The organism is Noviherbaspirillum sp. (assembly GCF_035654295.1).
In the GTDB taxonomy this organism is placed as follows: Bacteria; Pseudomonadota; Gammaproteobacteria; order Burkholderiales; family Burkholderiaceae_D; genus Noviherbaspirillum.
Genome location: NZ_DASRXF010000129.1, coordinates 1 through 24905 on the forward strand (window position 1 = coordinate 1; position 24905 = coordinate 24905).

Annotated in this window: 21 protein-coding genes; 8 read left to right on the top strand and 13 right to left on the bottom strand. The window is 63.2% G+C overall.

What is annotated here, in order from left to right; translation table 11 throughout:
• The coding region (locus tag VFF99_RS13075) for a LysR family transcriptional regulator (RefSeq protein WP_325018550.1) at positions 1-389 on the bottom strand (389 nt) is incomplete at its 3' end.
• A 95-nt stretch (positions 390-484) separates the two neighbouring features.
• Here VFF99_RS13075 and VFF99_RS13080 point away from each other — a divergent pair.
• Positions 485-1366: an EamA family transporter gene (locus VFF99_RS13080; protein ID WP_325018552.1), complete on the top strand. Its 882-nt coding sequence runs from the start codon at positions 485-487 to the stop codon at positions 1364-1366.
• A 57-nt stretch (positions 1367-1423) separates the two neighbouring features.
• Here VFF99_RS13080 and ppa read toward each other — a convergent pair whose 3' ends face one another.
• The 5 genes from ppa to hemC all read right to left on the bottom strand — a co-directional run bounded on the left by ppa (position 1424) and on the right by hemC (position 6256).
• Positions 1424-1963: an inorganic diphosphatase gene (gene ppa, locus VFF99_RS13085; protein ID WP_325018554.1), complete on the bottom strand. Its 540-nt coding sequence runs from the start codon at positions 1961-1963 to the stop codon at positions 1424-1426.
• Positions 1964-2135: 172 nt separating this feature from the next.
• Positions 2136-3332: a heme biosynthesis protein HemY gene (locus VFF99_RS13090; RefSeq protein WP_325018556.1), complete on the bottom strand. Its 1197-nt coding sequence runs from the start codon at positions 3330-3332 to the stop codon at positions 2136-2138.
• A 3-nt stretch (positions 3333-3335) separates the two neighbouring features.
• Positions 3336-4472 carry a uroporphyrinogen-III C-methyltransferase gene (locus VFF99_RS13095; RefSeq protein WP_414691537.1) on the bottom strand — a complete coding sequence of 379 codons (1137 nt, stop codon included), beginning with the start codon at positions 4470-4472 and terminating at the stop codon, positions 3336-3338.
• The gene (locus tag VFF99_RS13100; protein WP_325018560.1) at positions 4469-5260 is read right to left on the bottom strand and encodes a uroporphyrinogen-III synthase; all 792 of its coding nucleotides are present in this window, start codon (positions 5258-5260) and stop codon (positions 4469-4471) included. Before VFF99_RS13100 ends, VFF99_RS13095 begins: the two co-directional genes overlap by 4 nt.
• A 48-nt stretch (positions 5261-5308) precedes the next feature.
• Positions 5309-6256 carry a hydroxymethylbilane synthase gene (gene hemC / locus VFF99_RS13105; RefSeq protein ID WP_325018562.1) on the bottom strand — a complete coding sequence of 316 codons (948 nt, stop codon included), beginning with the start codon at positions 6254-6256 and terminating at the stop codon, positions 5309-5311.
• Between the two features lie 73 nt (positions 6257-6329).
• Here hemC and ppc point away from each other — a divergent pair, with 73 nt between their 5' ends.
• A complete protein-coding gene (ppc, locus tag VFF99_RS13110; protein WP_414691538.1) occupies positions 6330-9248 on the top strand; it encodes a phosphoenolpyruvate carboxylase in 2919 nt (972 codons plus the stop codon).
• A 5-nt stretch (positions 9249-9253) separates the two neighbouring features.
• On the opposite strand, the gene VFF99_RS13115 is transcribed toward ppc, so the two are convergent.
• Together VFF99_RS13115 and VFF99_RS13120 are read right to left on the bottom strand one after the other, a co-directional pair.
• Entirely contained in the window at positions 9254-10036 is a 783-nt protein-coding gene (locus VFF99_RS13115) for a LytTR family DNA-binding domain-containing protein (RefSeq protein ID WP_325018566.1), read from the bottom strand.
• The gene (locus VFF99_RS13120; RefSeq protein ID WP_325018568.1) at positions 10033-11088 is read right to left on the bottom strand and encodes a sensor histidine kinase; all 1056 of its coding nucleotides are present in this window, start codon (positions 11086-11088) and stop codon (positions 10033-10035) included. Before VFF99_RS13120 ends, VFF99_RS13115 begins: the two co-directional genes overlap by 4 nt.
• Before the next feature lie 35 nt (positions 11089-11123).
• On the opposite strand from VFF99_RS13120, the gene argH reads away from it, so the two are divergent.
• From argH to VFF99_RS13135, 3 genes are all read left to right on the top strand, one after another.
• Positions 11124-12518, top strand: coding sequence for an argininosuccinate lyase (gene argH, locus VFF99_RS13125; protein ID WP_325018570.1), 1395 nt, complete (start codon positions 11124-11126; stop codon positions 12516-12518).
• A gap of 312 nt (positions 12519-12830) precedes the next feature.
• Complete coding sequence (locus VFF99_RS13130; protein ID WP_325018572.1) at positions 12831-13415, top strand: TRAP transporter small permease subunit; 585 nt, start codon at positions 12831-12833, stop codon at positions 13413-13415.
• A 21-nt stretch (positions 13416-13436) separates the two neighbouring features.
• On the top strand, positions 13437-15122 hold the full coding sequence (locus tag VFF99_RS13135) for a TRAP transporter large permease subunit (RefSeq protein WP_325018574.1): 1686 nt from the start codon (positions 13437-13439) through the stop codon (positions 15120-15122).
• 142 nt (positions 15123-15264) lie between these two features.
• Here the strand turns inward: VFF99_RS13135 and VFF99_RS13140 are convergent, their stop codons facing one another.
• The 4 genes from VFF99_RS13140 to VFF99_RS13155 all read right to left on the bottom strand — a co-directional run bounded on the left by VFF99_RS13140 (position 15265) and on the right by VFF99_RS13155 (position 20452).
• Positions 15265-16344: a TRAP transporter substrate-binding protein gene (locus VFF99_RS13140; RefSeq protein WP_325018576.1), complete on the bottom strand. Its 1080-nt coding sequence runs from the start codon at positions 16342-16344 to the stop codon at positions 15265-15267.
• A 343-nt stretch (positions 16345-16687) separates the two neighbouring features.
• Positions 16688-17767, bottom strand: a complete 1080-nt coding sequence (locus tag VFF99_RS13145; RefSeq protein ID WP_325018578.1) for a TRAP transporter substrate-binding protein — start codon at positions 17765-17767, stop codon at positions 16688-16690.
• A gap of 321 nt (positions 17768-18088) precedes the next feature.
• On the bottom strand, positions 18089-19168 hold the full coding sequence (locus VFF99_RS13150) for a TRAP transporter substrate-binding protein (RefSeq protein WP_325018580.1): 1080 nt from the start codon (positions 19166-19168) through the stop codon (positions 18089-18091).
• A 204-nt stretch (positions 19169-19372) separates the two neighbouring features.
• The gene (locus VFF99_RS13155) at positions 19373-20452 is read right to left on the bottom strand and encodes a TRAP transporter substrate-binding protein (RefSeq protein WP_325018582.1); all 1080 of its coding nucleotides are present in this window, start codon (positions 20450-20452) and stop codon (positions 19373-19375) included.
• Positions 20453-20840: 388 nt separating this feature from the next.
• Between VFF99_RS13155 and VFF99_RS13160 the strand changes: the two genes are divergently transcribed.
• A complete protein-coding gene (locus VFF99_RS13160) occupies positions 20841-22184 on the top strand; it encodes a dicarboxylate/amino acid:cation symporter (RefSeq protein WP_325018584.1) in 1344 nt (447 codons plus the stop codon).
• A 79-nt stretch (positions 22185-22263) separates the two neighbouring features.
• Here the strand turns inward: VFF99_RS13160 and pmbA are convergent, their stop codons facing one another.
• Positions 22264-23628, bottom strand: a complete 1365-nt coding sequence (pmbA, locus tag VFF99_RS13165; RefSeq protein ID WP_325018586.1) for a metalloprotease PmbA — start codon at positions 23626-23628, stop codon at positions 22264-22266.
• 70 nt (positions 23629-23698) lie between these two features.
• Here pmbA and yjgA point away from each other — a divergent pair, with 70 nt between their 5' ends.
• On the top strand, positions 23699-24298 hold the full coding sequence (yjgA, locus tag VFF99_RS13170) for a ribosome biogenesis factor YjgA (protein ID WP_325018588.1): 600 nt from the start codon (positions 23699-23701) through the stop codon (positions 24296-24298).
• Entirely contained in the window at positions 24282-24893 is a 612-nt protein-coding gene (gene mog / locus VFF99_RS13175) for a molybdopterin adenylyltransferase (RefSeq protein WP_325018604.1), read from the top strand. Before yjgA ends, mog begins: the two co-directional genes overlap by 17 nt.
• Positions 24894-24905 lie beyond the last annotated feature (12 nt).

Here is a 24905-nt window from a genome sequence, read left to right on the forward strand (position 1 = left end):
CGGTCCGACAAAGTGAGGTCGAGCTGAATGTCGGGATACGCCGCCATGAAACGCTGGACGATATCCGCCAGCCGCGCATTGGCGAGATTGGCCGGGGCAGTCACGCGCAAGATCCCCTGCGGCGCATCCTGCCGCCGCAACACTTCCTGCTCGGCCGCCGCCACATCGGACAGGATGGCCTTGCAGCGCTGATAAAAGATTTCTCCCGCCTCGGTCAGGCTGATGCTGCGCGTGGTGCGATGCAGGAGCCGCGCATGCAGTTCTTTCTCCAGCGCGCTCACCTGCTTGCTGACATGGGAGGTGGACACGCCCAGGCGCGCCGCCGCGAGCGAAAAGCTGAGGGTGTCGGCGACGGCGCTGAACACGCCCAGGCGCTGTAGATCGATCATTTTATCCAGGCAGAAATAATCATTTTCCAAAATCTACTTTAATCATCATTTGGAAACAATACAATTTGCACATCGCCCCGCCTGCGGACTGCATCATGAAGCCCTCCGATATCCTGCTTGCCCTCATCGTCGTCCTCATCTGGGGATTCAACTTCGTCGTGATCAAGCTTGGGCTGCAGGGCCTGCCGCCCATCCTGTTCACCGCGCTGCGCTTCGCCTGCGCCGCGCTGCCGATGGTGTTCTTCGTGCGCAGGCCGGCGGTTCCTTTCCGGCTGCTGGCGGGCTATGCCGCTTTCCAGTTTGCCCTGCAGTTCACCCTGCTGTTTTCAGGCATGCAGGCCGGCTTTCCGCCGGGGCTGGCCTCGCTCGTGGTCCAGCTGCAGGCATTCTTCACCATCGGCCTCGCCGTCGTCGTGCTGGGCGAGCGGCCGCAGTGGTCGCAGATCGCCGGGGCGCTGATCGCGTTCGGCGGCATGGGCCTGGTTGCCATGCACTTGGAGGCGCGTGCCACCGTCCTTGGATTCCTGATGGTGATCGCCGCCGGTTTTTCCTGGGGCGTGGGGAACATTTTCACCAAACGCATCGGCAAGGTCGATGCGCTGGCGCTGGTGGTGTGGGGTTCCTTGCTGGCCGCACCGCCGCTGCTGCTGGCATCGCTGGCGATCGAAGGCCCCGCCGCCATCGTCGCGGCCTTGCAGGGGATGAGCTGGCTCTCAGCAGGCGCGATCCTGTTCCAGGCCTACCCGACCACCATCCTCGGTTTCGGCATTTGGGCGATCCTGCTGCGGAAGTACCCGACCGCCACGGTCGCACCCTTCACCCTGCTCGTCCCGGTCGCCGGGATGGTGAGTGCGGCATGGGTGCTCGGCGAGCCGCTGCAGTGGTGGAAGGTCGGGGCTGGCGCGCTGGTCCTGTCCGGGCTGGCGCTCAACCAGTTCGGCCCGCGCGTGATGGGCGCACTGGCGGCCCAGAAATAAAAAAGCGCACCGCTTCCGGTGCGCTTTGGTGCACTTTCGTCCGTGCTTGCCCGCGGCTTACTTGCTGTGCTCGCGGTTGTAGCTGGCGACGCCGTTCAGGATTTCCTGCTTGGCCTCTTCCGGACCGAACCAACCTTCGACCTTGACCCACTTGCCCGGCTCCAGATCCTTGTAGTGCTCGAAGAAGTGCTGGATCTGCTGCAGGCGCAGTTCGTTCAGGTCGTCCGGCGACTGCCAGTGCTTGTAAATCGGCAGCACCTTGTCGACCGGTACGGCGAGCAGCTTCGCGTCGCCGCCCGCTTCGTCCTTCATCTTCAGCACGCCCAGCGGACGGCAGCGCACGACGACGCCGGGAATCAGCGGGAACGGGGTGATCACGAGCACATCGACCGGGTCGCCGTCGTCAGAGATGGTCTGCGGGATGTAACCGTAGTTGCACGGATAGTGCATGGCCGTGCCCATGAAGCGGTCAACGAAAATCGCGCCGGTTTCCTTGTCGACCTCGTACTTGATCGGATCGGCGTTCATCGGGATTTCGATGATGACGTTGAAATCCTCCGGAACATTGCGGCCGGCAGGAACATTGCTCAAACTCATGATGCTCTCTCAGTGGGAATGAAAATTCGGAAATGGCGAGATTATAACGGCATTCCGCAGGGGCTTGTGCGACGCAGCACCCTATCCCGGAGCTTTGTCAACGCCACGGATACACGTCAGGCGTGCGTCAGGATTTCGTGTTAAAAGCAGCGCAGGCTGTGGCGAGCAGCCGTCAGAGCATCGTGGACAGCGCGCATTGGCGATAGTGGGCCGCTGCCTGGTCGGGCTGGTTGAGCGCTTCGTGCATCTGCGCCAGCTTGAGGTGCGCCTCGCGCACCGTCTCGGATTCGCCCGCATCGGACAGCGCCTGTTCCAGGTGGCGCTGCGCCTTGCCCCACAGCTTCTGGCGCAGGCACAGGGTACCGAGGGTCAGCTCAAGTTCGGCATCGCCGGGATGCGATTTCGCCCACTCTTCGCAACGCTCGATCTGGGCCAGCAGCTCGGCCGAACCTTCGGCGCCGGCGGAGTTGCCGTAGGCGCGCACCAGCCGCTCGTCCCATTCCACGGCCAGCGCCTTTTCAACGATGCTGCGCGCCTCGCCATGCAAGCCCTTGGCGCTGAGCGCGCGGGCGGCGCGGATGGCGACGAAGGGCCGCGTCTTGTCTTCCGCCGGGATCGTCGACAGCACGCGCAGCAGCGACTCGGCATCATGTGCCTGGTGCGTCAGCAAGTCTTCATACGCCATTTCCTTCAGGCGGCGCGACAGCGCTGGATGCAGCGCATTGCGCTTGTCCAGCATGCGCACCAGCCGCAATACCTCCGGCCAGTTCTTGGCGCGCTGGTTCGCCTTGAGGGCCAGCCGCAGCGCGTGGATATGGCGCGTGCCGCTGGCATTCAGTTCGTTCATCGCGTCGAGCGCGGCGTCCGGCTCGTGCCCGTCGATCGACAGCTCGATGGCCGTCATCAGGCGCGCGGTCTTGAGGGACGGGTCTTCCTGCACCTTGCCCAGCCAGACGTCGCGGCGTTCCGGGCGCCCGATACGGTGCGCGGCGCGGGCGGCGATCAGGGCCGACAGGCCGGCATTCTCGGGCGACTCGGCGGCACGCGTGGCGGCCTTCTCGGCGTGGCCGAAGCGTCCTTCGAACAGGGCCTTGAGCGCATCGCGCAGGGCACGGTTGCCCTCGCGGTCGCGCTTTTCACGACGATAGGCGGCGACGCGTTGCGGCATCTGCTGCGTGGTGCGGATGGCGTTGAAGATCGCGAACAGGATCGCGAACAGCAGCGCGATCAGCACGATGAAGAGATTGAGCGACATGTCCACCCGGTACGGCGGGTAGAAGAAGACCACGTTGCCCGGATTGAAGCGGGCGCCGACCGCGAGCCCGATCGCGGCGGCAAACAGGATGACGAGCGAAAGGAAAATGCGCATGGCTTATGGCTTCGCCTTGTAGTTGCGGACGGCGTTCAGGCTCTCTGCCAGGGTTGGCATCTCGATGGAGAGGTTGCTGGCCTGGACCTGGCGCAGCAGGGCCTGCGTCGTCTGCGTCTGCCGGGCGCGGGTGTCGAAATACTTGGCAATGGCGTCCTGCGCGGCGACCAGATCGTTGCGGAAAGCGGACTCGTTGCGGGTCAGCAGGGCAAGGCGTGCATTGAGCAGGCGCAGCTTGAGGTTCTCGCGCGCGTAATAGGCTTGCGTCGGCGAGAGCAGCAAGGCGTCCGAGGTTTCGACATTGCGCACGCGCACCAGCTGGCGGATCTCGCTCCACATCTCGCTGGTCCAGCTGTGCCACAGCTCTTCGAGCTCACCCAGCCAGTCCGAACCGCCGGCCTCGGGGGCGGCCCTGGTTTCCGCAGCCTTGGGCACGCGGCGCGCGGTGCGAGGCTGTGCGGCCGTGGCAGCCGGCTTTTCATCGGCCAGCAGCGGCATGGAATCGATCTGGCCGATGATACTGTCCAGGCGCAGCGCGATGCCGGTCAGGTCGACCGTCGGCAGCGCCTTCAGACGCTCCAGGTCCTTGGCGATCGCGCGGCGGATGATGATGAATTGCAGCTTGTCCGAACGGGAGAGCCGGTTGTCGGCATTCTGCAAGGCGATCACCGCCCCCTGCACGTTGCCGGCGAGCTGCAGCTGCTGACTCGCCGTGGACAGGACCTGCTCTATTTCGGCCAGTGCCCAGTCATCCCGGTTGCGGGACAATTCCTGGTACAGGTGTTCGAGCGCGAGCTGCTGGCTTTGCGCCTCCACCTGCTTGCCTTCGAGGACATTGACCTTGGCCTGCAACTCCTTCATCCCCTCCTGCACGGAGCGGGCGATCACCTTGGTTTCGGACGTCAGCGTTTCGCCGGTCTTCAGGCGCTGCGCCATTTCCTCGCGCAGGCGGTCGAGCTCGCGATCGGAGTTCCACCACTGGGCGGCCAGCAGGATGGCCAGCGCCCCGAGCGCGCCGTACACGAGACGGCCCGACAGCGGCCGGCGGGCGGCGGAGGCCATGGGGTCCGTGCGTTGTGAAGCTGGATTCTGCGGCGGCTGGTTCGGGCCGGAAGACGATGGGGATGGCAGTTCGTTCATGCTCGAAATTGTAACGCGGCAATCAAGGGTTCGTCCCCCGATCCGGTCTGGATGACATCGGTGAATCCGAGTGCGCGCGCGGTTTCGGCGATACGCACATGCGGGACGATAAGCGGTTGCTGTTGCATTTTAACCACGCCGGCTTCGCCCGCCACATCGCGGACCATCTGCAAGAGGTAGCGCAGGGCTTCCGAGCTTGTGATGATCCAGTCCGCCTCCGTATCGAGGAGATGGCGAAGCTGCGCCGTTTTCTCGCCGTCGAGGACGGGCGCGGTCCTGCGATACGCGGCGACCTGTTCGACCTGCACGCCGGCACCGCGCAGTGCATCGGTGAGCAGTTCGCGCCCGGTCTCGCCGCGCACGATCAACACGCGCTTGCCGCGCAGGGCGGCAAGGTCGAGCACCTCGAGCAGTGTCTGCGAATCGGTGCGATGCGGATCGACCGGGCTGAAAATGGTTGTGTTGTCCTGGGTCAGGCCGTGGTTGGCGAGAGCAGCCTTGCTCCCTTCGCCGACGACCGCGAGCGCGACCTCGGAAGGCCAAGAGTCGATATGCGCAAACGCCGCATCGATCGCATTCGGGCTGACGAAAGCCGCCATCGCAAAATTGCCGAGATCCCCGAGCGTGGCCTTGAGCGCAGTCTGGTCCGGCAAGGGAAGAATTTCCAGCAACGGAAACACGACCGCCTCCCGTCCGGCGGCGGCAAGCTTCTGCGCCAGCGGCGCGGCCTGCGCGATCGGACGGGTGATGACCACCGGACGCTTGCGTGGCTCTGGTGACTCTGTCATCGTGCACTTCTCCTGTCGCTGCGTCAGCGCAAGGGCGCGGCGTTCACGTCAGCCGGCATCCATTGCCTTGCATGCGGCGAGGATATCGTCCGCACCCTGGCCTTGCAGGGCCGTTGCGATCTGCCTGCCCAGTGCTTCCGGGGCGTCGGCCTGTCCTGAGGCATCGCCCGCGGCAATGCGTTTGCCGTCCGGCGTCGCCACCATCGCGCGCAGGCGCATCGCGCCGCCGTCCACGGTGGCGAAAGCCGCCAGCGGAATCTGGCAGCTGCCGCCGAAGACGCGCGAGACGGTGCGTTCCGCCGTGACGGCTTGCGCCGTCGCCGTGTGGTTCAGCGGCGCGAGCAGTTCCATCAGATCGTCGCGGCCGTCGAGGATTTCGATGGCCATCGCACCCTGACCCGGTGCGGGCAGGCTCTGCTCCGGCTCGATCAAGGCGCGGATGCGCTGCGGCATGCCGAGGCGCTTCAGGCCCGCGGCAGCCAGGATGATCGCCGCGTATTCGCCGCGATCCAGTTTTCCAAGGCGTGTATCAAGGTTGCCGCGCAGCGGACGGATCACGAGATGCGGATAGCGCGCCGAGATCAATGCCTGGCGGCGCAGGCTGCTGGTACCGACGATTGCGCCTTCCGGCAGTTCGTCGAGCGAAGCGTAGTCGTTGGAGACGAAGGCGTCGCGCGGATCTTCGCGCTCGAGCACCGCGGCGAGACGGAACCCTTCGGGAAGCTCCATCGGGACGTCCTTCAGCGAGTGCACCGCGAGATCGGCGCGGCGCTCCTCCATCGCGACTTCGAGTTCCTTGACGAACAGCCCCTTGCCGCCGACCTTCGACAGCGTGCGGTCGAGGATCTGGTCGCCCTTGGTGGTCATGCCGAGAATCTCGATACTGCACTGCGGATATAATGCAGCCAGCCTGGAGCGGACGTGCTCCGCCTGCCACATGGCAAGGCGGCTCTCGCGGGAAGCGATCACGAGTTTTGCTGGTGGGGTTGCTTTCACGACGGGCACTTTCGATGTTCGTTGATGCGGGACCGGTACAGAGCGTACCGATCGCAGAGGCGCAGATTTTATCATGCGAGCACAAGGCAACCGTGCCCGCAAGCCACAATTTCCCGAACGATTGCAGACACACAATATGGCTAATCCGGCAAGCTCCCCTGCCCACAAAACGTCCGCCGACAAGGACGCGCCGCTGAAAGAAGATATCCGCCTGCTCGGGCGCCTGCTCGGCAACGTGCTGCGCGAGCAGGAAGGCGAAGCGGTCTTCCAAGTCGTCGAGACCATCCGCCAGACCGCGGTGCGCTTCCGCCGCGAGTCCGACCCGCAATCGGGCACCGACCTGAACAAGATGCTCAGGAAGCTGACGCGCGACCAGACGATCACCGTCGTGCGTGCGTTCTCGTATTTTTCGCATCTGGCCAACATCGCCGAAGACCAGCACCACAACCGGCGCCGCCGCGCGCACCTGCTGGCCGGCTCCGCCCCGCAGCAGGGCAGCATCGCCTACGCCTTGTCGCGCCTGGACGATGCCGGCGTGTCCGGTGCCGCTGTGCGCGGCTTCTTCAGGGAGGCGCTGGTCTCCCCGGTGCTCACCGCGCACCCGACGGAAGTGCAGCGCAAGAGCATCCTCGACGCCGAGCGCGAGATCGCCCGCCTGCTCGCCGAGCGCGACCATCCGCTCACGCCGAAGGAACTGGCGCGCAATACGCAGCTCCTGCATGCCTGCGTCGCCACGCTGTGGCAGACACGCATGCTGCGCTACACGAAGCTGACCGTGGCCGACGAGATCGAGAACGCCCTCTCCTACTACCGGATCACCTTCCTGCGCGAACTGCCCGGCCTGTACGAAGACATCGAAGGCGAGATCGCCGCGCAGTTCCCGCAGCGGCACGCGGCCTCCGACAAGGAGCTGCCGCCCTTCCTGCAGATGGGCAGTTGGATCGGCGGCGACCGCGACGGCAACCCCAACGTCAATGCGGATACGATGAAGCACGCGCTGATGCGCCAGTCGACCGCGATCTTCGATTTCTATCTCGATGAAGTGCACGCGCTCGGTGCGGAGCTGTCGATTTCAACCTTGCTGGTCGGCGTGAGCCCCGCGCTGCAGGCACTGGCCGATGCCTCGCCCGACCAGTCGGCTCACCGCTCCGACGAGCCCTACCGGCGTGCCCTGATCGGCCTCTATGCCCGTCTCGCGGCCACCGCCCGCACGCTGGGCGCGGCGCATGTATTGCGCCAGGAAGTCGGGCCGGCCGCCCCCTATGACACCCCGGAGGCGTTCACCGCCGACCTGCAGGTGATTGCCGACTCCCTGCAGTCGCACCATGGCGGCGGACTGGTCAGGCCACGCCTTGCCGTACTCAAGCGCGCCTCCGAGATCTTCGGCTTCCACCTGGCCACGCTGGACATGCGCCAGAGCTCCGATGTGCATGAGCGCGTACTCGCCGAACTGTTCCTGCGCGCCAGCATGGAAAAGGATTACGCTGCGCTGCCGGAAGAAGAAAAGGTCGCGCTCCTGCTCGACGAGCTCGCCCGGCCGCGGCTGCTGTACTCGCCGTACCTCGCCTATTCCGCCGAGACCGAGTCCGAGCTGACCATCCTGCGCACAGCGCGCGAGATCCGCCGGCGCTACGGCGGGCGGGCGATCCGCAATTACATCATTTCGCACACGGAAACCGTGTCCGACCTGCTGGAAGTGCTGCTCCTGCAAAAGGAAACCGGCCTGCTGCACCTCGAGTGGGACGAGGAATCCGGCCAGGTGACGAATGCGCGCAACGAACTGATGGTGATCCCGCTGTTCGAAACCATTCCAGACCTGCGCTGCGCGCCCGACATCATGGAACGCTTCATGTCCCTGCCGCAGGTGCGCCATCTCGTCGCCAACCAGGGCGACCTGCAGGAAGTGATGCTCGGCTATTCCGACTCCAACAAGGACGGCGGCTTCCTCACGTCGAACTGGGAGCTGTACAAGGCGGAAGTCCGGCTGGTGGAATTGTTCGACCGCGCCGGTGTCCGGCTGCGGCTGTTCCACGGCCGCGGCGGCACGGTCGGGCGCGGCGGCGGCCCGAGCTACGACGCGATCCTGGCGCAACCCGCGGGCACCGTCAACGGCCAGATCCGCCTGACCGAACAGGGCGAAATCATCGCCTCGAAATTCTCCAACCCGGAGATCGGGCGCCGCAACCTGGAACTGCTCGTCGCCGCCACGCTGGAAGCCAGCCTCATGCCGCACGCCGCCGAAGGCAGGCGCGCCAAGAAGCTGGCCGCCTACGAGAGCGTGATGGAGGCATTGTCGGAGCATGCCTACCGCAGCTACCGCAGCCTCGTGTACGACACGCCCGGATTCACCGATTACTTCTTCTCCGCCACCCCGATCGCCGAGATCGCCGAGCTCAACATCGGCTCGCGTCCCGCCTCGCGCAAGTCCACGCGCCGCATCGAAGACCTGCGCGCCATTCCCTGGGGCTTTTCCTGGGGCCAGTGCCGCCTGCTGCTGCCCGGCTGGTACGGATTCGGCAGCGCCGTGTCCTCCTGGCTGCACGACATCGACGATGCGAAGGAATACAAGAAGCGCGCCGCCATCCTGCGCGACATGTTCAAGGAGTGGCCGTTCTTCGCCACCCTGCTCTCGAACATGGACATGGTGCTGGCCAAGACCGATCTCGCGGTCGCCTCGCGCTATGCGGAGCTGGTGGCGGACAAGAAGCTGCGCAACAGCATCTTCAAGCGCATCGTGGAGGAACACGAGCGCACCACGACCTGTCTGGCGGTGATTACCGGCGCCCGCGAGCGGCTGTCGGGCAATCCGTTGCTGGCCCGCTCGATCAAGAACCGCTTTGCCTACCTCGATCCGCTGAACCACCTCCAGGTGGAACTGATCAAGCGCCACCGCAGCACCAGCGCGGAAGGACGCACGCTGGACGAGCGCGTGCGGCGGGGCATCCACCTCTCGATCAACGGCATCGCCGCGGGACTGCGCAATACCGGCTGAATGACCTACTTGACGAGCGCCTTCACCACCGGCCACTGGCGCCGAGAAATCGGCAGGCGCTCGTCGAGGTCGCGCAGGATCACTTGCCAGGACTCCTGCGCGCGATCCGCATCTCCCTCGCCATCGACCGCCACCGTGCCACGTTCAACCCCGACAATGGCCCCGCGGGCCACCAGCGCCTTGCGATGCACGCGCACAAACAGCTCCCCCAGCTCGTCCTCGATCGAGGTCAGCGACTCTTCGATCAGGTACTCGCGGCCGCGCGTGCGCAGCGTGACGTATTTCAGTTCGGCCTTCAGGTAAATCACTTCGCCCACCGGCACGAGCAGCACGCGTCCGCGCTCCTGCACAGAGAAATTGCGGCGCGCCTCCGGCGCCGATTTCGCCGCCGCTGCAATGGCCGGCCGCTGCGTCGCGCGCAGCGCAGCGGCACGCTGCAGCGCCTCGGCCAGCCGGGATGCCCGCACCGGCTTGAGCAGGTAGTCAAGCGCATGCACCTCGAAAGCCTTGAGCGCATATTCGTCGTAGGCAGTCACGAAGATGACGGCCGGTGGCGACGGCGTCTTCATGAAGCAGGCCGCCAGTTCGAGGCCGGTCATGCCGGGCATCTGCACATCGAGCAGCACGATGTCCGGGGCGGCGAGGGCGACCGTGTCCAGCGCCTGCTGCGCGCCCGCGGCTTCACCCACCAGCTGGTGCGGGCACTCGCCGGCGATATCCGACAACAGCGTCTTCATGCGCGCGCGCGCCGGCGCCTCGTCGTCAACAATCAGCAGGCGGAGTGTCATGCGGCACCTTTGACATAGGGGAAACGAAGCCGGGCCTCGAACACATCGGCCGCGACCGCTGTCGTGAGCTGCGCCTCGACGTCATAGAGCAGCTTCAGGCGTTCGCGGATATTCTCCAGCGCCATGTGGTTCCCGGGCCCGCCGGGCGCATTGGCGTGGAAAGGATTGGTCACGATGATCTCGATCTTGTCCAGCGAACGTGCGACGACGATCCTCACCGGTACCGGCGCCAGCGCCGGCTCGACACCGTAGTGCACCGCGTTTTCCACCAGCGGCTGCAGCAGCAGGACCGGCACCTGGGCGCGCCGCAACACCTCGTCGTCTACGCCGGCCATGTCCCAAGTGAGCTGCATGCGCGCCCCCAGGCGGATCTTTTCGATCGACAGGTACTGGCGGCAGAGGCGGATCTCGTTGTCCAGCGAAGTCATGCTGCGCGGATCGCTCATCAGCACGCGGAACAGGTCGGCCAGGTCTTCCAGCGTGTTCTCCGCCTGGCGCGGCTCGGTGCGCACCAGCGACAAGGCGGCATTCAGGCTGTTGAACAGGAAATGCGGCCGGATGCGCGCCTGCAACGCCTGCAGCCGCGCCTCCACCAGCGCCGGCGAGAAGGCGCGCTTGCGCAGCTCGAAATAGTGCTGGAACAGGATACCCGCGGCGCCGCCCACCACGATCCCCTTCTCCATCTCGCCGGCCACGCCGCTGCCGAGGCTGAACAAATGGACAACGAGGCCGGTCACCGCGGCCGGCACGAGGATGGTGACGGCGCGCTGCGCCCATGCCGGCGCGTCCCTGCCGCCGGAACGGCGCTGCGCCACCTGCCGCAACCCGCACAGGATGAACAGGGACCACAGGCATGCCATTTCGACCACGACGGAGGCTTCGACGAACTCGAACACCGCGCTCTTCCAGCCGCCCGCCTGCACCAGGACCGCGACGAAGGCCGCCGCATTCACGCCGATCAGCGTGCGCAGGACGACGCCGATGTTGCAGCAGTCGGGAATGATGATGTCGGCAGGTGTGGCGGCCGTTTCGGGAGCGGCGGAGCGTGGCATGGGAGTTATAATCACGTATTCACCGGGATTCAATTATGACAGCACAACTTTCCAAAAAAGGCGAGGCCTGGTCGGCCCGCTTTTCCGAACCAGTCTCCGACCTCGTCAAACGTTACACCGCCTCGGTCTTCTTCGACAAGCGCATGTGGGAAGCCGACATCCAGGGCTCGCTCGCGCACGCCGAGATGCTGGCCCACCAGGGCATCATCAGCCAGCAGGACCATGCAGACATCCGCCGCGGGATGGAGCAGATCCGCTCCGAGATCGCGTCCGGCAAGTTCGAGTGGCTGCTCGACCTCGAAGACGTCCACCTCAACATCGAAAAGCGTCTGACCGAGCTGGTCGGCGATGCCGGCAAGCGCCTGCACACCGGCCGTTCGCGCAACGACCAGGTCGCCACCGACATCCGCCTCTACCTTCGCGGCGCCATCGACGATATCACCGGCCTGCTGCGCGACCTGCGCCTGGCCCTGGTCGACCTCGCCGAGCAGCACGCCGATACCATCCTGCCGGGCTTCACCCACATGCAGGTGGCGCAGCCGATCACCTTCGGCCACCACATGCTCGCCTACGTCGAGATGTTCGGCCGCGACGCCGAGCGCATGGCCGACTGCCGCAAGCGCGTCAATCGCCTGCCCCTGGGCGCCGCCGCGCTGGCCGGCACGACATTCCCGATCGACCGCCTGCGCGTGGCGAAGACGCTCGGCTTCGACGACGTCTGCCACAACTCGCTCGACGCCGTCTCCGACCGCGACTTCGCGATCGAATTCTGCGCCGCCGCCGCGCTGATCATGACGCACGTCTCCCGCATGTCGGAAGAACTCGTGATCTGGATGAGCCCGCGCGTAGGCTTCATCGACATCGCCGATCGCTTCTGCACCGGCTCGTCGATCATGCCGCAAAAGAAAAACCCGGACGTCCCCGAACTGGCGCGCGGCAAGACCGGCCGCGTCAACGGCCATCTGATCGGCCTGCTCACGCTGATGAAAGGCCAGCCGCTGGCTTACAACAAAGACAACCAGGAAGACAAGGAGCCGCTGTTCGATACCGTCGATACGGTCACCGATACGCTGCGCATCTTTGCCGACATGGCACGCGGCATCACGGTCAAGCCGGAAGCCATGCGGGCCGCGGCGCTGCAGGGCTACGCCACCGCGACCGACCTGGCCGACTACCTCGTCAAGAAAGGCCTGCCCTTCCGCGACGCGCACGAGGCGGTTGCCCATGCGGTGCGCACCTGCGAACAGCGCGGCTGCGACCTGACCGACCTGACGCTGGACGAGATGCGGGCCTACTCGACGCTGATCGAGGCCGATGTCTTCGACGTCCTCACGCTCGAAGGCTCTGTCGCCGCGCGCAACCACGTCGGCGGCACTGCTCCCCAACAGGTTCGCGCCGCCATCGCCCGCCTCCGCACCCAGCTCGCGTAAATTCACATAAGCGCAGCTTCCTCCCGATACTGCCGGCGCACACGCCGGCAGTCTCCCCGCCTTGCACCCGCATTTACGTGTTTTTACGTAAGAACTTCCGCGTAAAAAATGCGCTTGAAGCATGAAAAAAACAGGGGCTTTTGCATCGCAGCATGAAAAGAATATTGCGGGTACTGTGCGGTTGTTCGCTTGCACATTGAAATGTCATATACTTCCGCGAACTCACGACAGAGACACCACCATTTTTCCGATCGCACAGAACAAAATTCCGCGGTCCGGCACGAATGACTTTTCATTAATGGAGACGAAACCATGTCTTTTTTGCTCTCGTTATCGAGATTCATTGACGCGCTCAATGAAAAAATAGGAAGCGGCGTCAGCTGGGCCCTGTTCATCTCGGTGCTGATCTGTACCGGCAATGCCCTCGTCCGGTACATCTTCCACACCAGCTCCAACGCCTGGCTTGAGATCCAGTGGTATCTCTTCTCCGCCATCTTCCTGCTCGGTACCTCCTACACCTTGCGCCGCAACGAGCACGTCCGCATCGACGTCGTCGCCGGCCGCTTCTCCAAGCGCACGCAAGTGTGGATCGACATCTTCGGTTTCGTCGCCTTCCTGCTGCCGATGACGCTGCTCGTCCTCTACTACGCCGTGCCCTATGCCTGGGAGTCCATCCAGAACCAGGAAGTCTCCAGCAACGCAGGCGGCCTGATCGTGTGGCCGGCGAAGATCCTGATCCCGATTGGCTTCCTCCTGCTGACGCTGCAAGGCATTTCGGAACTGATCAAGCGTATCGGCTTCCTGCAGGGCAAGGTGGAAGCGCGCGAATTCGAGAAGCATGCCGCCACCCCCGAAGAAGAAATCGAGGCGATCAAAGCCGCGAACAATCTCAACTGATCGTCTGGAGACAGAGTAAAAATGGAGCAATTCCTGATTGCGAATATGGCGCCGATCATGTTCGGCGCCCTTGTGGTGTTCCTGCTATCGGGTTTCCCGGTAGCGTTCGCCCTGGCGGCCAACGGCCTGTTCTTCGGCCTGCTCGGCATCGAGCTCGGCCTGCTCAAGCCCGAACTGTTGCAGGCGCTGCCGAACCGCATCTTCGGCATCATGGCCAACGACACCCTGCTGGCGATTCCGTTCTTCACCTTCATGGGCCTCATCCTTGAGCGCTCGGGCATGGCGGAAGACTTGCTTGACACCATCGGCCAGCTCTTCGGCCCGGTGCGCGGCGGTGTTGCCTACGCCGTGATTTTCGTGGGCGCCCTGCTGGCCGCAACAACGGGCGTGGTGGCCGCATCGGTGATTTCGATGGGCCTGATCTCGCTGCCGGTGATGCTGCGTTACGGCTATGACAAGCGCATCGCCTCCGGCGTCATCGCCGCATCCGGCACGCTGGCGCAAATCATCCCGCCCTCGCTGGTGCTGATCGTGATGGCCGACCAGCTCGGCCGTTCCGTCGGCGACATGTACAAGGCGGCATTCGTTCCCGGCCTGCTGCTGACCGCGATGTACGCGGGTTACGTGCTGTCCATGTCCATCTTCAAGCCGCATTCGGTACCGGCCCTGCCGCCCGAAGCACGCAACCTGAAGGAGCCGAACGGCAAGAGTGGCATCGTTTCCCTGATCGCACTGATCGCGCTCGCCGTCGGCGCCTCCTACGCCTTCGCGGCCTACTACAGCTCCACGCATCCGAACGCTCCCGGCGACGAAGTCGGGATCTATTCCGCATCGGTAGGCATCGTCGGCGCCTTCATCCTGGCCGTCATCAACCGCCAGCTCAAGCTGGGCATGCTCTCCCGCATGGCCGAGAAAGTCGTGTTCGTGCTGATCCCGCCGCTCGCGCTGATCTTCCTGGTGCTGGGCACGATCTTCGTCGGTATCGCAACCCCGACCGAAGGCGGCGGCATGGGCGCGTTCGGCGCGCTGATCCTGGCAATGATGAACCGCCGCCTGTCCTGGTCGCTGATGAAGCAGGCGATGGACTCGACCACCCGCCTGTCCTGCTTCGTGGTGTTCATCCTGATCGGTTCTTCCGTGTTCGGCCTGACCTTCCGCGCAGTCAACGGCGACCTGTGGGTGGAACACCTGCTGACTTCGCTGCCCGGCGGCACGATGGGCTTCCTGATCGTCGTGAACATCCTGTTCTTCGGCCTGGCCTTCTTCCTGGACTTCTTCGAACTGGCATTCATCCTGGTGCCGCTGGTCGGCCCGGTGGCAGAAAAGCTCGGTATTGACCTGATCTGGTTCGGCGTGCTGCTCGGCGTGAACATGCAGACCTCGTTCATGCATCCGCCGTTCGGCTTCGCGCTGTTCTACCTGCGGTCGGTGGCGCCAAAGGAAGTGACAACATCCGATATTTACTGGGGGGCGGTGCCATTCGTGCTGATCCAGGTGATCATGGTGAGCCTGATCATTGCCTTCCCGAATATCGTCTCGATCGCTGAAAAGACCGACATGAAGGAACAGATCGAGCTGAAGATCGACATCCCCACCCCCGACCAGGGCAGCGATGTGCCGCAACTGAACTTCTCGACGGAAGGCGAGAACAAGGGCGACAGCGCTCCGCAGCTCAACTTCTCCACCGATACGGAAGAGAAGAAGTAACCCGGTCGCCGGAAACATCAAACCCCGCTTGGTTCGTCCAGCGGGGTTTTTTGTTGCCTGCCTGCTTACAGGCGCAGGCAGTAAAAAACCCGCAGGGCTTGCGCGCTGCGGGTGGAATGCGGGGGAATAGGAGTGACCAGGATCAGCGGCGCGTGATCATGTAGTTCTGGAGCGGAGCCTCTGCCACGGAGGCCCACTGGTTCTGGTCCTGGCGGAAGCGCTTCCAGGGCTCGTACACCTTCTTGAACTTGGCGTTCTTGCTAGCCTCTTCTTCCATGACTTCGGTCGCCGCCTTGTAGCAGGCGTCCATGATCTCGCGGGAGAAATTGTGCAGTTTCACGCCGTTCTTCAGCAGGCGGGCCAGTGCCGCCGGGTTCTTCGCGTCGTATTCCGCCTGCATCACGATATGGGCTTCCGCGGAGGCGGCTTCGACAGCAGCCTGGTAATCCTTCGGCAGCTTTTCCCATTCCTTGATGCCGACATAGAACGACAGCTGCGGACCGGCCTCCCACCAGCCCGGCGCATAGTAGTGCGGCGCGACCTTGAAGAAGCCGAGCTTCTCGTCGTCGTACGGACCGACCCATTCCGCGGCGTCGATCGTGCCCTTTTCCAGGGCCGGATAAATGTCGCCGCCGGCAATCTGCTGCGGGACCAGTCCGAGGCGCTGCATCACGCGGCCGGCGAAGCCGCCGATGCGCATCTTCAGGCCGTTCAGGTCCTGCACGCTCTTGACTTCCTTGCGGAACCAGCCGCCCATCTGGCAACCCGTGTTCCCGCCCAGGAAGTTCACGATGCCATAGTCCTTGAAGAACTCGCGCATCAGCTGCATGCCGCCGCCCTGGTTGATCCATGCGGTCTGCTGGCGGGAGTTCAGGCCGAACGGCACCGCGCAGTCGAATGCGAAGGTCGGATCCTTGCCGAAATAGTAATAGGAAGCGGTATGCCCCATCTCGACCGTGCCTGCCTGCACGGCATCCATCACCTGCAGCGCCGGGACGATTTCGCCGCCCGCGAACACACGCACGTTGAACTTGCCGTTAGTGAGTTGGGACACGCGTTGCGAGAAGGTTTCGGCTGCACCGAAAATCGTGTCGAGCGACTTCGGGAAGCTGGATGCCAGGCGCCAGTTCAGCGTGGGCTGCGACTGCGCCAGCGCGGGTGCTGCGATTGTGCCTGCTGCGGCACCAACAGATGCCTTTTTGATAAAGGAACGGCGTTCCATTTTGTCTCCTCGTGGTTGCATCAAGTTTCGGTGTATCGGCCGAAGTGTCCGTTATCCATACAGTTTCTGTATGTTGCGATGATTGTATGGGGCGAATTTTTTGCTTGCAATACATACGCGTAGCGCGCAACAACATTTATCGTAAGTATTTTCACGTAGCTAAACCCATGCAGTCTGATCTTGCGATTCACGTCCGGTCTTGTGGCTGGAATCATTCATTCCTGCACGGAAATGCAGCATACGTTGCGCGACTGGAAGGAACTGTCAGCGTGACGACAATCTCTATAGGCGAAAAAAAACCCGCGCCGCTTGCGCGGGGCGGGTTCGAGGCCGTCGAGGAAGATTAACGGCGGGTCACCATGAAGTTCTGCATCGTCGCTTCGGCCACGGAGAACCACTGGTTCTGATCCTGGCGGAAACGCTTCCATTGTTCGTAGATCTTCTTGAACTTCGCATTCTTGGCTGCTTCTTCCTCGTTCACCTCGGTCGCGGCCTTGTAGCACGCTTCCATGATGTCCTTGGAGAAGTGGTGCAGCTTGACGCCGTTGCGCAGAAGGCGGGCGAGCGCCGCCGGGTTCTTGGCGTCGTACTCGGCCTGCATCGTGACGTGGGCTTCGTAGGATGCGACTTCGATCGCGTACTGGTATTCCTTGGGCAGCTTTTCCCATTCCTTGATGCCGACATAGAACGAGAACTGGGTGCTCGGCTCCCACCAGCCCGGGGCATAGTAGTGCGGCGCGACCTTGTACAGGCCCAGCTTTTCATCGTCGTACGGGCCGATCCATTCGGCGGCATCGATGGTGCCTTTTTCCAGCGACGGATAGATATCGCCGGCAGCAATCTGCTGCGGCACGAGGCCGAGGCGCTGCATCACGCGGCCGCCGTAGCCGCCGATGCGCATCTTCAGGCCCTGGAGGTCGGCCACCGACTTGATCTCCTTGCGGAACCAGCCGCCCATCTGCGAGCCGCTGTTGCCGCCCTGGAAGTTGACGATGCCGTAGTCCTTGAAGAATTCGCGCATCAGCGCCATGCCGCCGCCCTGGTCGAACCAGGCGGTCTGCTGGCGGGAGTTCAGGCCGAACGGGACGGCGCAGTCAAAGGCGAAAGCCGGATCCTTGCCGAAGTAGTAATAGGACGCGGTGTGGCCCATTTCGATGGTGCCGTTCTGGACGGCGTCCATCACCTGCAGCGCCGGCACGATCTCGCCGCCTGCGAACAGGCGGATGTTGAACTTGCCGCCGGTGAGCTGGGCGACGCGCTTGCAGAAGGTTTCGGATGCGCCGAATACGGTATCCAGCGTCTTGGGGAAGCTGGATGCCATGCGCCAGTTCAGCGACGGCAGCGATTGTGCGATTGCGGGAGCTGCCAGTGCGCCTGCGGCTGCGCCTACGGATGCTTTTTTCAGGAAGGAACGGCGTTCCATGTTGTCTCCTTGGATTGGACTTCGATAACCATACGGACCGGGTAAGGTACATAGGCGGTACATATAGACCCGCTATATGTCGCGGAGGATTGTATGGCGGGGAAAAAGATGCGTAGGTGAAAAAAATTCGCGGCCGCGGACGGAAAACGCCCGGGGATGATGCCGTGCAGCCGGCCTGCCAGAGGCGTAGCGGGGCAGGAAAGTTTGCTGAAAATATTTCAAGCGCTCCGCTCTGGCGAAGCAGGCAGGGACAAGCGGTGGTTGCGGCTTGCCCCCGGTCTGAAACCGGCCGCGAATGCGGCCGGCCGGGTGGTGCGTGGATTACTTGCGGCTGGACATGAAGTTGTGCATCTGCAGCTCGGCGACCGTGAACCACTGGTTCTGGTCGCGCTGGAAGCGCTTGTAGTGGTCGTAGATCTTCTTGAACTTGGCGTTCTTGGACGCTTCCTCATCCATCGTGGCCATGGCGGCCTTGTAGCTCGCCTCCATGATCTCCTTGGAGAAGAAGCGCAGCTTGGCGCCGTTCTTGATCAGGCGGGCCAGCGCCGCCGGATTCTTCGAGTCGTACTCGGCCTGCATGGTTACATGGGCTTCGAACGATGCCGCCTCGATGGCGTACTGGTATTCCTTGGGCAGCTTTTCCCATTCCTTCATGCCGATGTAGAACGAGAGCTGTGCGCCCGCCTCCCACCAGCCCGGCGCGTAGTAGTACGGCGCGACCTTGTAGAAGCCGAGTTTTTCATCGTCGTACGGCGTGGTCCATTCCACCGCATCCAGCGCACCCTTCTCGAGCGCGGGATAAATGTCGGCGCCGGCCAGCTGCTGCGGCACCAGGCCCAGCGGCTGCATGACCTTGCCGGCGAAGGCGCTGATGCGCATCTTCAGGCCCTTGATGTCGTTGAGGGTCTTGATCTCCTTGCGGAACCAGCCGCCCATCTGTGCGCCCGTATTCCCGCCGAGGAAATTGATGATGCCGTAATCCTTGTAGAACTCGCGCATGAGGTCGCGGCCGCCGCCCTGGTCGAACCAGGCGGTCTGCTGGCGCGAACTCATGCCGAACGGGACGGCGCAGTCGAATGCGAAGGTCGGATCCTTGCCGAAATAGTAATACGGCGCTGTATGACCCATCTCGACCGTGCCGTTCTGCACCGCATCCACCACCTGCAGCGGCGGAACGATTTCCCCGCCCGCAAAGACGCGGATGTTCAGCTTGCCGCCGGTCAGCTGGGCGACACGCTTGCTGAATACTTCGGCGGTGCCGTACAAGGTGTCGAGCGATTTCGGGAAGCTGGATGCAAGACGCCAGTTGATGGTCGGCTGGGTCTGCGCCAGCGCGGGCGCTGCGACTGCACCGACGGATGCGCCGACAGCCGCTTTCTTAAGGAAGGAACGACGTTCCATGTTGTCTCCTGGGGGTGAAAAATCGTGCAACGAGCAATACTCGCATGTTTTGGAAACATTCGCAGGACGCATGCCGATTTGACTAAAATTTAGGCAACGCGAAACCCGGCCGGTTCACCTCGCGCACGATGTTTTGCTGACGAAAAAAAACCCATCGCGCGTGCACGCGATGGGTTCGACTGGAAGCTTATTGCCTGGCCACGCTTACTTGCGGGTGACCATGTAGTTCTGCAGCGGCAACTCGGCGACCGAGGCCCACTGGTTCTGGTCCTGGCGGAAGCGCTTCCACGGTTCGTAGATCTTCTTGAACTTGGCGTTCTTCGAGGCTTCTTCTTCCATCACCTCGTTGGCTGCCTTGGAGCATGCATCCATGATCTCCTTGGAGAACTGGCGCAGCTTCACGCCATTCTTCAGCAGGCGTGCCAGGGAAGCGGGGTTCTTCGCGTCATACTCGGCCTGCATGACAACGTGCGATTCGTAGGAAGCGGCCTCGATGGCTGCCTGATATTCCTTCGGCAGCTTTTCCCATTCCTTGATGCCGATGTAGAACGACACCTGCAGGCCGGCTTCCCACCAGCCCGGAGTGTAGTAGTACGGTGCCACCTTGAAGAAGCCGAGCTTCTCGTCGTCGTACGGACCGATCCATTCCGCGGCATCGATCGTGCCCTTTTCCAGGGCCGGATAAATGTCGCCGCCGGCGATCTGCTGCGGCACCAGGCCGAGGCGCTGCATCACGCGGCCGGCGAAACCGCCGATACGCATCTTCAGGCCGTTCAGCTCCGCCACGGTCTTCACTTCCTTGCGGAACCAGCCGCCCATTTGCGCGCCGGTGTTGCCGCCCATGAAGTTGATGATGCCGTAGTCACGATAGAACTCGCGGGTCAGGTCGCGTCCGCCGCCCTGGTCCCACCATGCGGTCTGCTGGCGCGAATTCAGGCCGAACGGAACCACGCCGTCGAATGCGAACGTCGGATCCTTGCCGAAGTAGTAGTAGGAAGCGGTGTGGCCCATCTCGACCGTACCTGCCTGCACGGCATCCATCACCTGCAGCGCCGGGACGATTTCACCGCCGGCGAACACGCGGATGTTGAACTTGCCGCCGGTGAGCGCCGAGACGCGCTTGGAGAAAGTTTCAGCTGCCCCGTAGATGGTGTCGAGCGACTTCGGGAAGCTCGACGCAAGGCGCCAGTTGATGGTGGGGAGGGATTGGGCGATGGCCGGCGCTGCGACAGCACCGACAGCGGCGCCCGCGGCCGCCTTCTTCATGAACGAACGACGTTCCATTTCGTCTCCTAGTTGGATTGAACGCTGAATTGTTGATAGCGCCTTGTCACCTGCGTATAAGGCGGGATAAAGAGCATCGACGATTCTAGGAGCGGAGGTACGCAAACCACAAATAAAATTGCACGCACCGGTGATAGTGCTTAGGTAGTACCACGTAGAGAATTTCATGCATCGGCGTCATCATCGCGCCGACATCTTTTGCAGCATGCCGAACTGATAAACGGATTCGGTGAATGACACAACAACCGGGATCAACGATTGGTGGGTTTTCTCATTTGACATGCGTGTGGATGTCCACAATTGTCCCTGCAGGTCTGCATCACGACAATGCGAACCTTCTGCGCAAAGCCAGGTGCGCATGCAGCCCACTCACACGGAGAAGCAACACATGCAACACACGGGAAAGAAACCCCTTTACCAATCGCTGTACGTGCAGGTCGTGACCGCGATCGTCATCGGCATCCTGCTCGGCCACTTCTATCCGTCGCTCGGCGCGGAGATGAAGCCGCTCGGCGATGCCTTCATCAAGCTGATCAAGATGATCATCGCGCCGATCATCTTCTGCACGGTGGTCGTCGGCATCGCGGGCATGGAAGACATGAAGCAGGTCGGCAAGACCGGCGGCCTCGCACTGCTCTACTTTGAAATCGTCAGCACCATCGCCCTGGTGGTCGGCCTCGTGATCGTCAATCTGGTCCAGCCCGGCGCCGGCATGCATGTCGATCCGGCCTCGCTCGACACCAAGAGCATCGCGGCCTACACCGCACCGGGCAAGATGCAGAGCACCACCGAATTCCTGATGAACATCATCCCGACCAGCGTGTTCGACGCGTTTGCCAAGGGTGACATCCTGCAGGTCCTGCTGTTCTCCGTGATGTTCGGTTTCGCGCTGCACAAGTTCGGCGGCCGCGGCACGCTGGTGTTCGACTTCATCGAGAAGTCCTCGCACGTCCTGTTCAGCATCGTCGGCATCATCATGAAGGCGGCCCCGGTCGGCGCATTCGGCGCGATGGCCTTCACCATCGGCAAGTACGGCGTCGGCAGCCTGCTCTCGCTGGGCAAGCTGATGGGCACCTTCTACCTGACCTGCCTGGTGTTCATCTTCGCCGTCCTCGGCCTGATCGCGCTCATCCACGGTTTCTCGATCTGGAAGTTCATCAAGTACATCAAGGAAGAACTGCTCATCGTGCTCGGCACTTCCTCTTCCGAGTCGGTGCTCCCGCGCATGATGGCCAAGATGGAAAACCTGGGCGTGAAGAAGTCGGTCGTCGGCCTCGTCATCCCGACCGGTTACTCGTTCAACCTGGACGGCACCTCGATCTACCTGACCATGGCCGCCGTGTTCATCGCCCAGGCTACCGACACGCCGATGTCGCTGACCCAGCAGTTGACCCTGCTCGCCGTGCTGCTGCTGACGTCCAAGGGCGCGGCCGGCATCACCGGCAGCGGTTTCATCGTGCTGGCGGCCACCCTGTCGGCCGTGGGCGGCGTTCCCGTCGCCGGCCTGGCGCTGATCCTCGGCATCGACCGCTTCATGTCCGAAGCCCGAGCGCTGACCAACCTGATCGGCAATGGCGTGGCCACCGTGGTGGTCGGCAAGTGGACCGGCGACCTGGACGTCGAGAAGATGCACCAGCACCTGAATAATGAAACCGTCGAGGAAGCCGAGAACCCGGAAGAGGTGCTCGACCAGACGGAAGCGCACATGCCGATCAGCAGCAAGACGGCGTGATCGTCTGCCCCCCGGCATCCCTTTCTGAGCAGCCCCTTCGGGGGCTGTTCTTTTTTGGCGCGTGAGCTCTCCGGGCGTGTCAGTTGCCGGCGACGGTCATGCTCTCGATCAGGATCGAGCCGGTTTCCTTGGTGCCGCGGATCAGCGTATCGGCACCGATGGCGACGATCTGCTGGAACATGTCCTTCATGTTGCCCGCGATGGTGATCTCTTCCACCGGATACTGGATGACGCCCTTCTCCACCCAGTAGCCCGATGCGCCGCGCGAATAGTCGCCGGTCACATAGTTGACGCCCTGGCCCATCAGCTCCGTCACCAGCAGGCCGGTGTCGAGCTTCTTCAGCATGGCCTTGAAGTCGTCGCCCTTCTGCGTGAGTTCGGACATGAGGGACAGGTTGTGCGAGCCGCCGGCATTGCCGGTGGTCTTCATGCCCAGCTTGCGCGCCGAGTAGGTGGACAGGAAGTAGCCCTGCACCACGCCATCCTTCACCACATCGCGCTTGCCGGTCCTGACGCCCTCTTCGTCGAACGGCGCGGAACCGACGGCCCCGATGACGTGCGGGTCTTCAACGATCTGGATGTGGGGCGCAAAGACTTGCTTGCCGAGGGAATCGAGCAGGAAGGTGGACTTGCGGTACAAGGCGCCACCCGACACCGCCTGCACGAAGGCGCCGAGCAGGCCGGCGGCCAGCGGCGCCTCGAACAGCACCGGGCACTTGCGCGTGTCCAGCTTGCGGGCGTTGAGCCTGGCGAGCGCACGTTCCGCCGCATAGCGGCCGACGTCTTCGGCGCGCGCCAGCCGGTTCGGGTCGCGCGTGGAGGAATACCAGTCGTCGCGCTGCATGCTGCCACCCTTGCCGGCAATCGGCGCGACCGAGATGGTATGGCGCGAGTACGGATAGCCGCCCATGAAACCGCGGCTGTTGGCCGAGACAAAATGGGACTGCTGCGCATAGACGCTCGCCCCTTCGCTGTTGGTCACGCGCTTGTCGACGGCGAAGGCCGCCGCCTCGCAGCGCGTCGCGATATCGACCGCCTCTTCCGTGGAAAGCTGCCACGGGTAGAACAGTTGCAGGTCGCGCGGGTCCATCTCCAGGGTTTCCTCGTCGGGCAACCCGGCGCAATCATCCTCGGCCGTGAAGCGCGCGATGTTGTAAGCCGCCTCGACCGTATCCTGCAGGGACTTGGCGGAAAAATCCGAGGTGCTCGCGTTGCCGCGGCGAACGTGGCGTTCCTCGCCGAGGTACACCGTGACGCCGATGCCCTTGTCCTTGTTCTGCTCGATGGTCTCGATCTTGCCCTTGCGCACCGTTACCGCCAGGCCGTTGCCTTCGCTGATCTCCACGGAGGCGTCCGACGCGCCTTTTTCCCTGGCGAAACGCAGGACGTCCTGCGCGATCTGTTTCAGCTGGTCCTGGCTATAGGTAAATACGGGATTGCTCATGAGCTTGTTCTTTTGGAAGTGGCTAAAACGGTTATCATAGCAGTCGTTTACAGAATGGCTTTGATTCATCATGGTTAATCCCAACCGCGGCAGCGGCGGCGTCGGCTTCCGCTCCGACGAATTCGAACAAAAGTACGACCGCCCCTCCAAGTCCCAGCTCAAACGCGAAATGACCGCCCTGCAGGAACTGGGCGAGGAACTCGTTTCGCAGCCCAAGGACCGCGTCATGCGCGTGCCGATGCCGGAGGACGTGCGCGACGCGATCCTGGAATGCCAGAAGATCAAGGACCATGAAGGCCGGCGCCGCCAGATGCAATACGTCGGCAAGAAGATGCGCACGCTGGAAGAGGACGAAGTCGCCGCCATCCAGACAGTGATCGACAGCTGGAAAGGCGCCTCCAAGGCAGAGACTGCCGCAATGCATGCACTGGAACGCCGCCGCGAAAAGCTGCTGGCCGACGACAAGGCGCTGACCGAGCTGAAGGCCGACTTCCCCGAGGCCGACGTGCAGCAGCTGCGCACGCTGATCCGCAACGCCCGCAAGGAGCAGGCGGAAAGCAAGCCGCCCAAGGCTTACCGCGAGATTTTCCAGATCCTCAAACAGCTGCAGCAGCAGTCCAAAGGTGCTGCGGCGGATGACGTACAGCACGACGATGCCGACGAAGAATAATCCCGACGAACTTCTGATCGGCCTGGTATCGATTTCCGACCGGGCCTCCAGCGGCGTGTATGAAGACCAGGGCATCCCTGCCCTGCGCGACTGGTTCAGCGCAGCACTGACGAGCCCGTGGCGCATGGAAACCCGCCTGATTCCCGACGATCGCGCGCTGATCGAAAAGGCCTTGGTCGAACTGGTGGACGAGGTCGGATGCGACCTGGTCCTGACCACTGGCGGCACCGGACCGGCGCGGCGCGACGTCACGCCGGAAGCGACGCTGGCCGTGGGAACGAAGGAAATGCCGGGCTTCGGCGAGCAGATGCGCCAGATCAGCCTGAAGTTCGTGCCGACCGCCATCCTCTCGCGCCAGGTCGCCGTCATCCGCGAAACCGCGGACCGCGCCGCCCTCATCATGAACCTTCCGGGCCAGCCGAAATCCATCAAGGAGACGCTGGAAGGCCTGAAGGATGCCGACGGCAAGCAGGTGGTTCCCGGCATCTTTGCCGCGGTGCCGTATTGCATTGACCTGATCGGCGGCCCGTACATCGAGACCAGCGAAGCCGTCTGCAAGGCATTCCGCCCCAAGTCGGCGATACGTCAGAAGTGACATGGCCAGAAA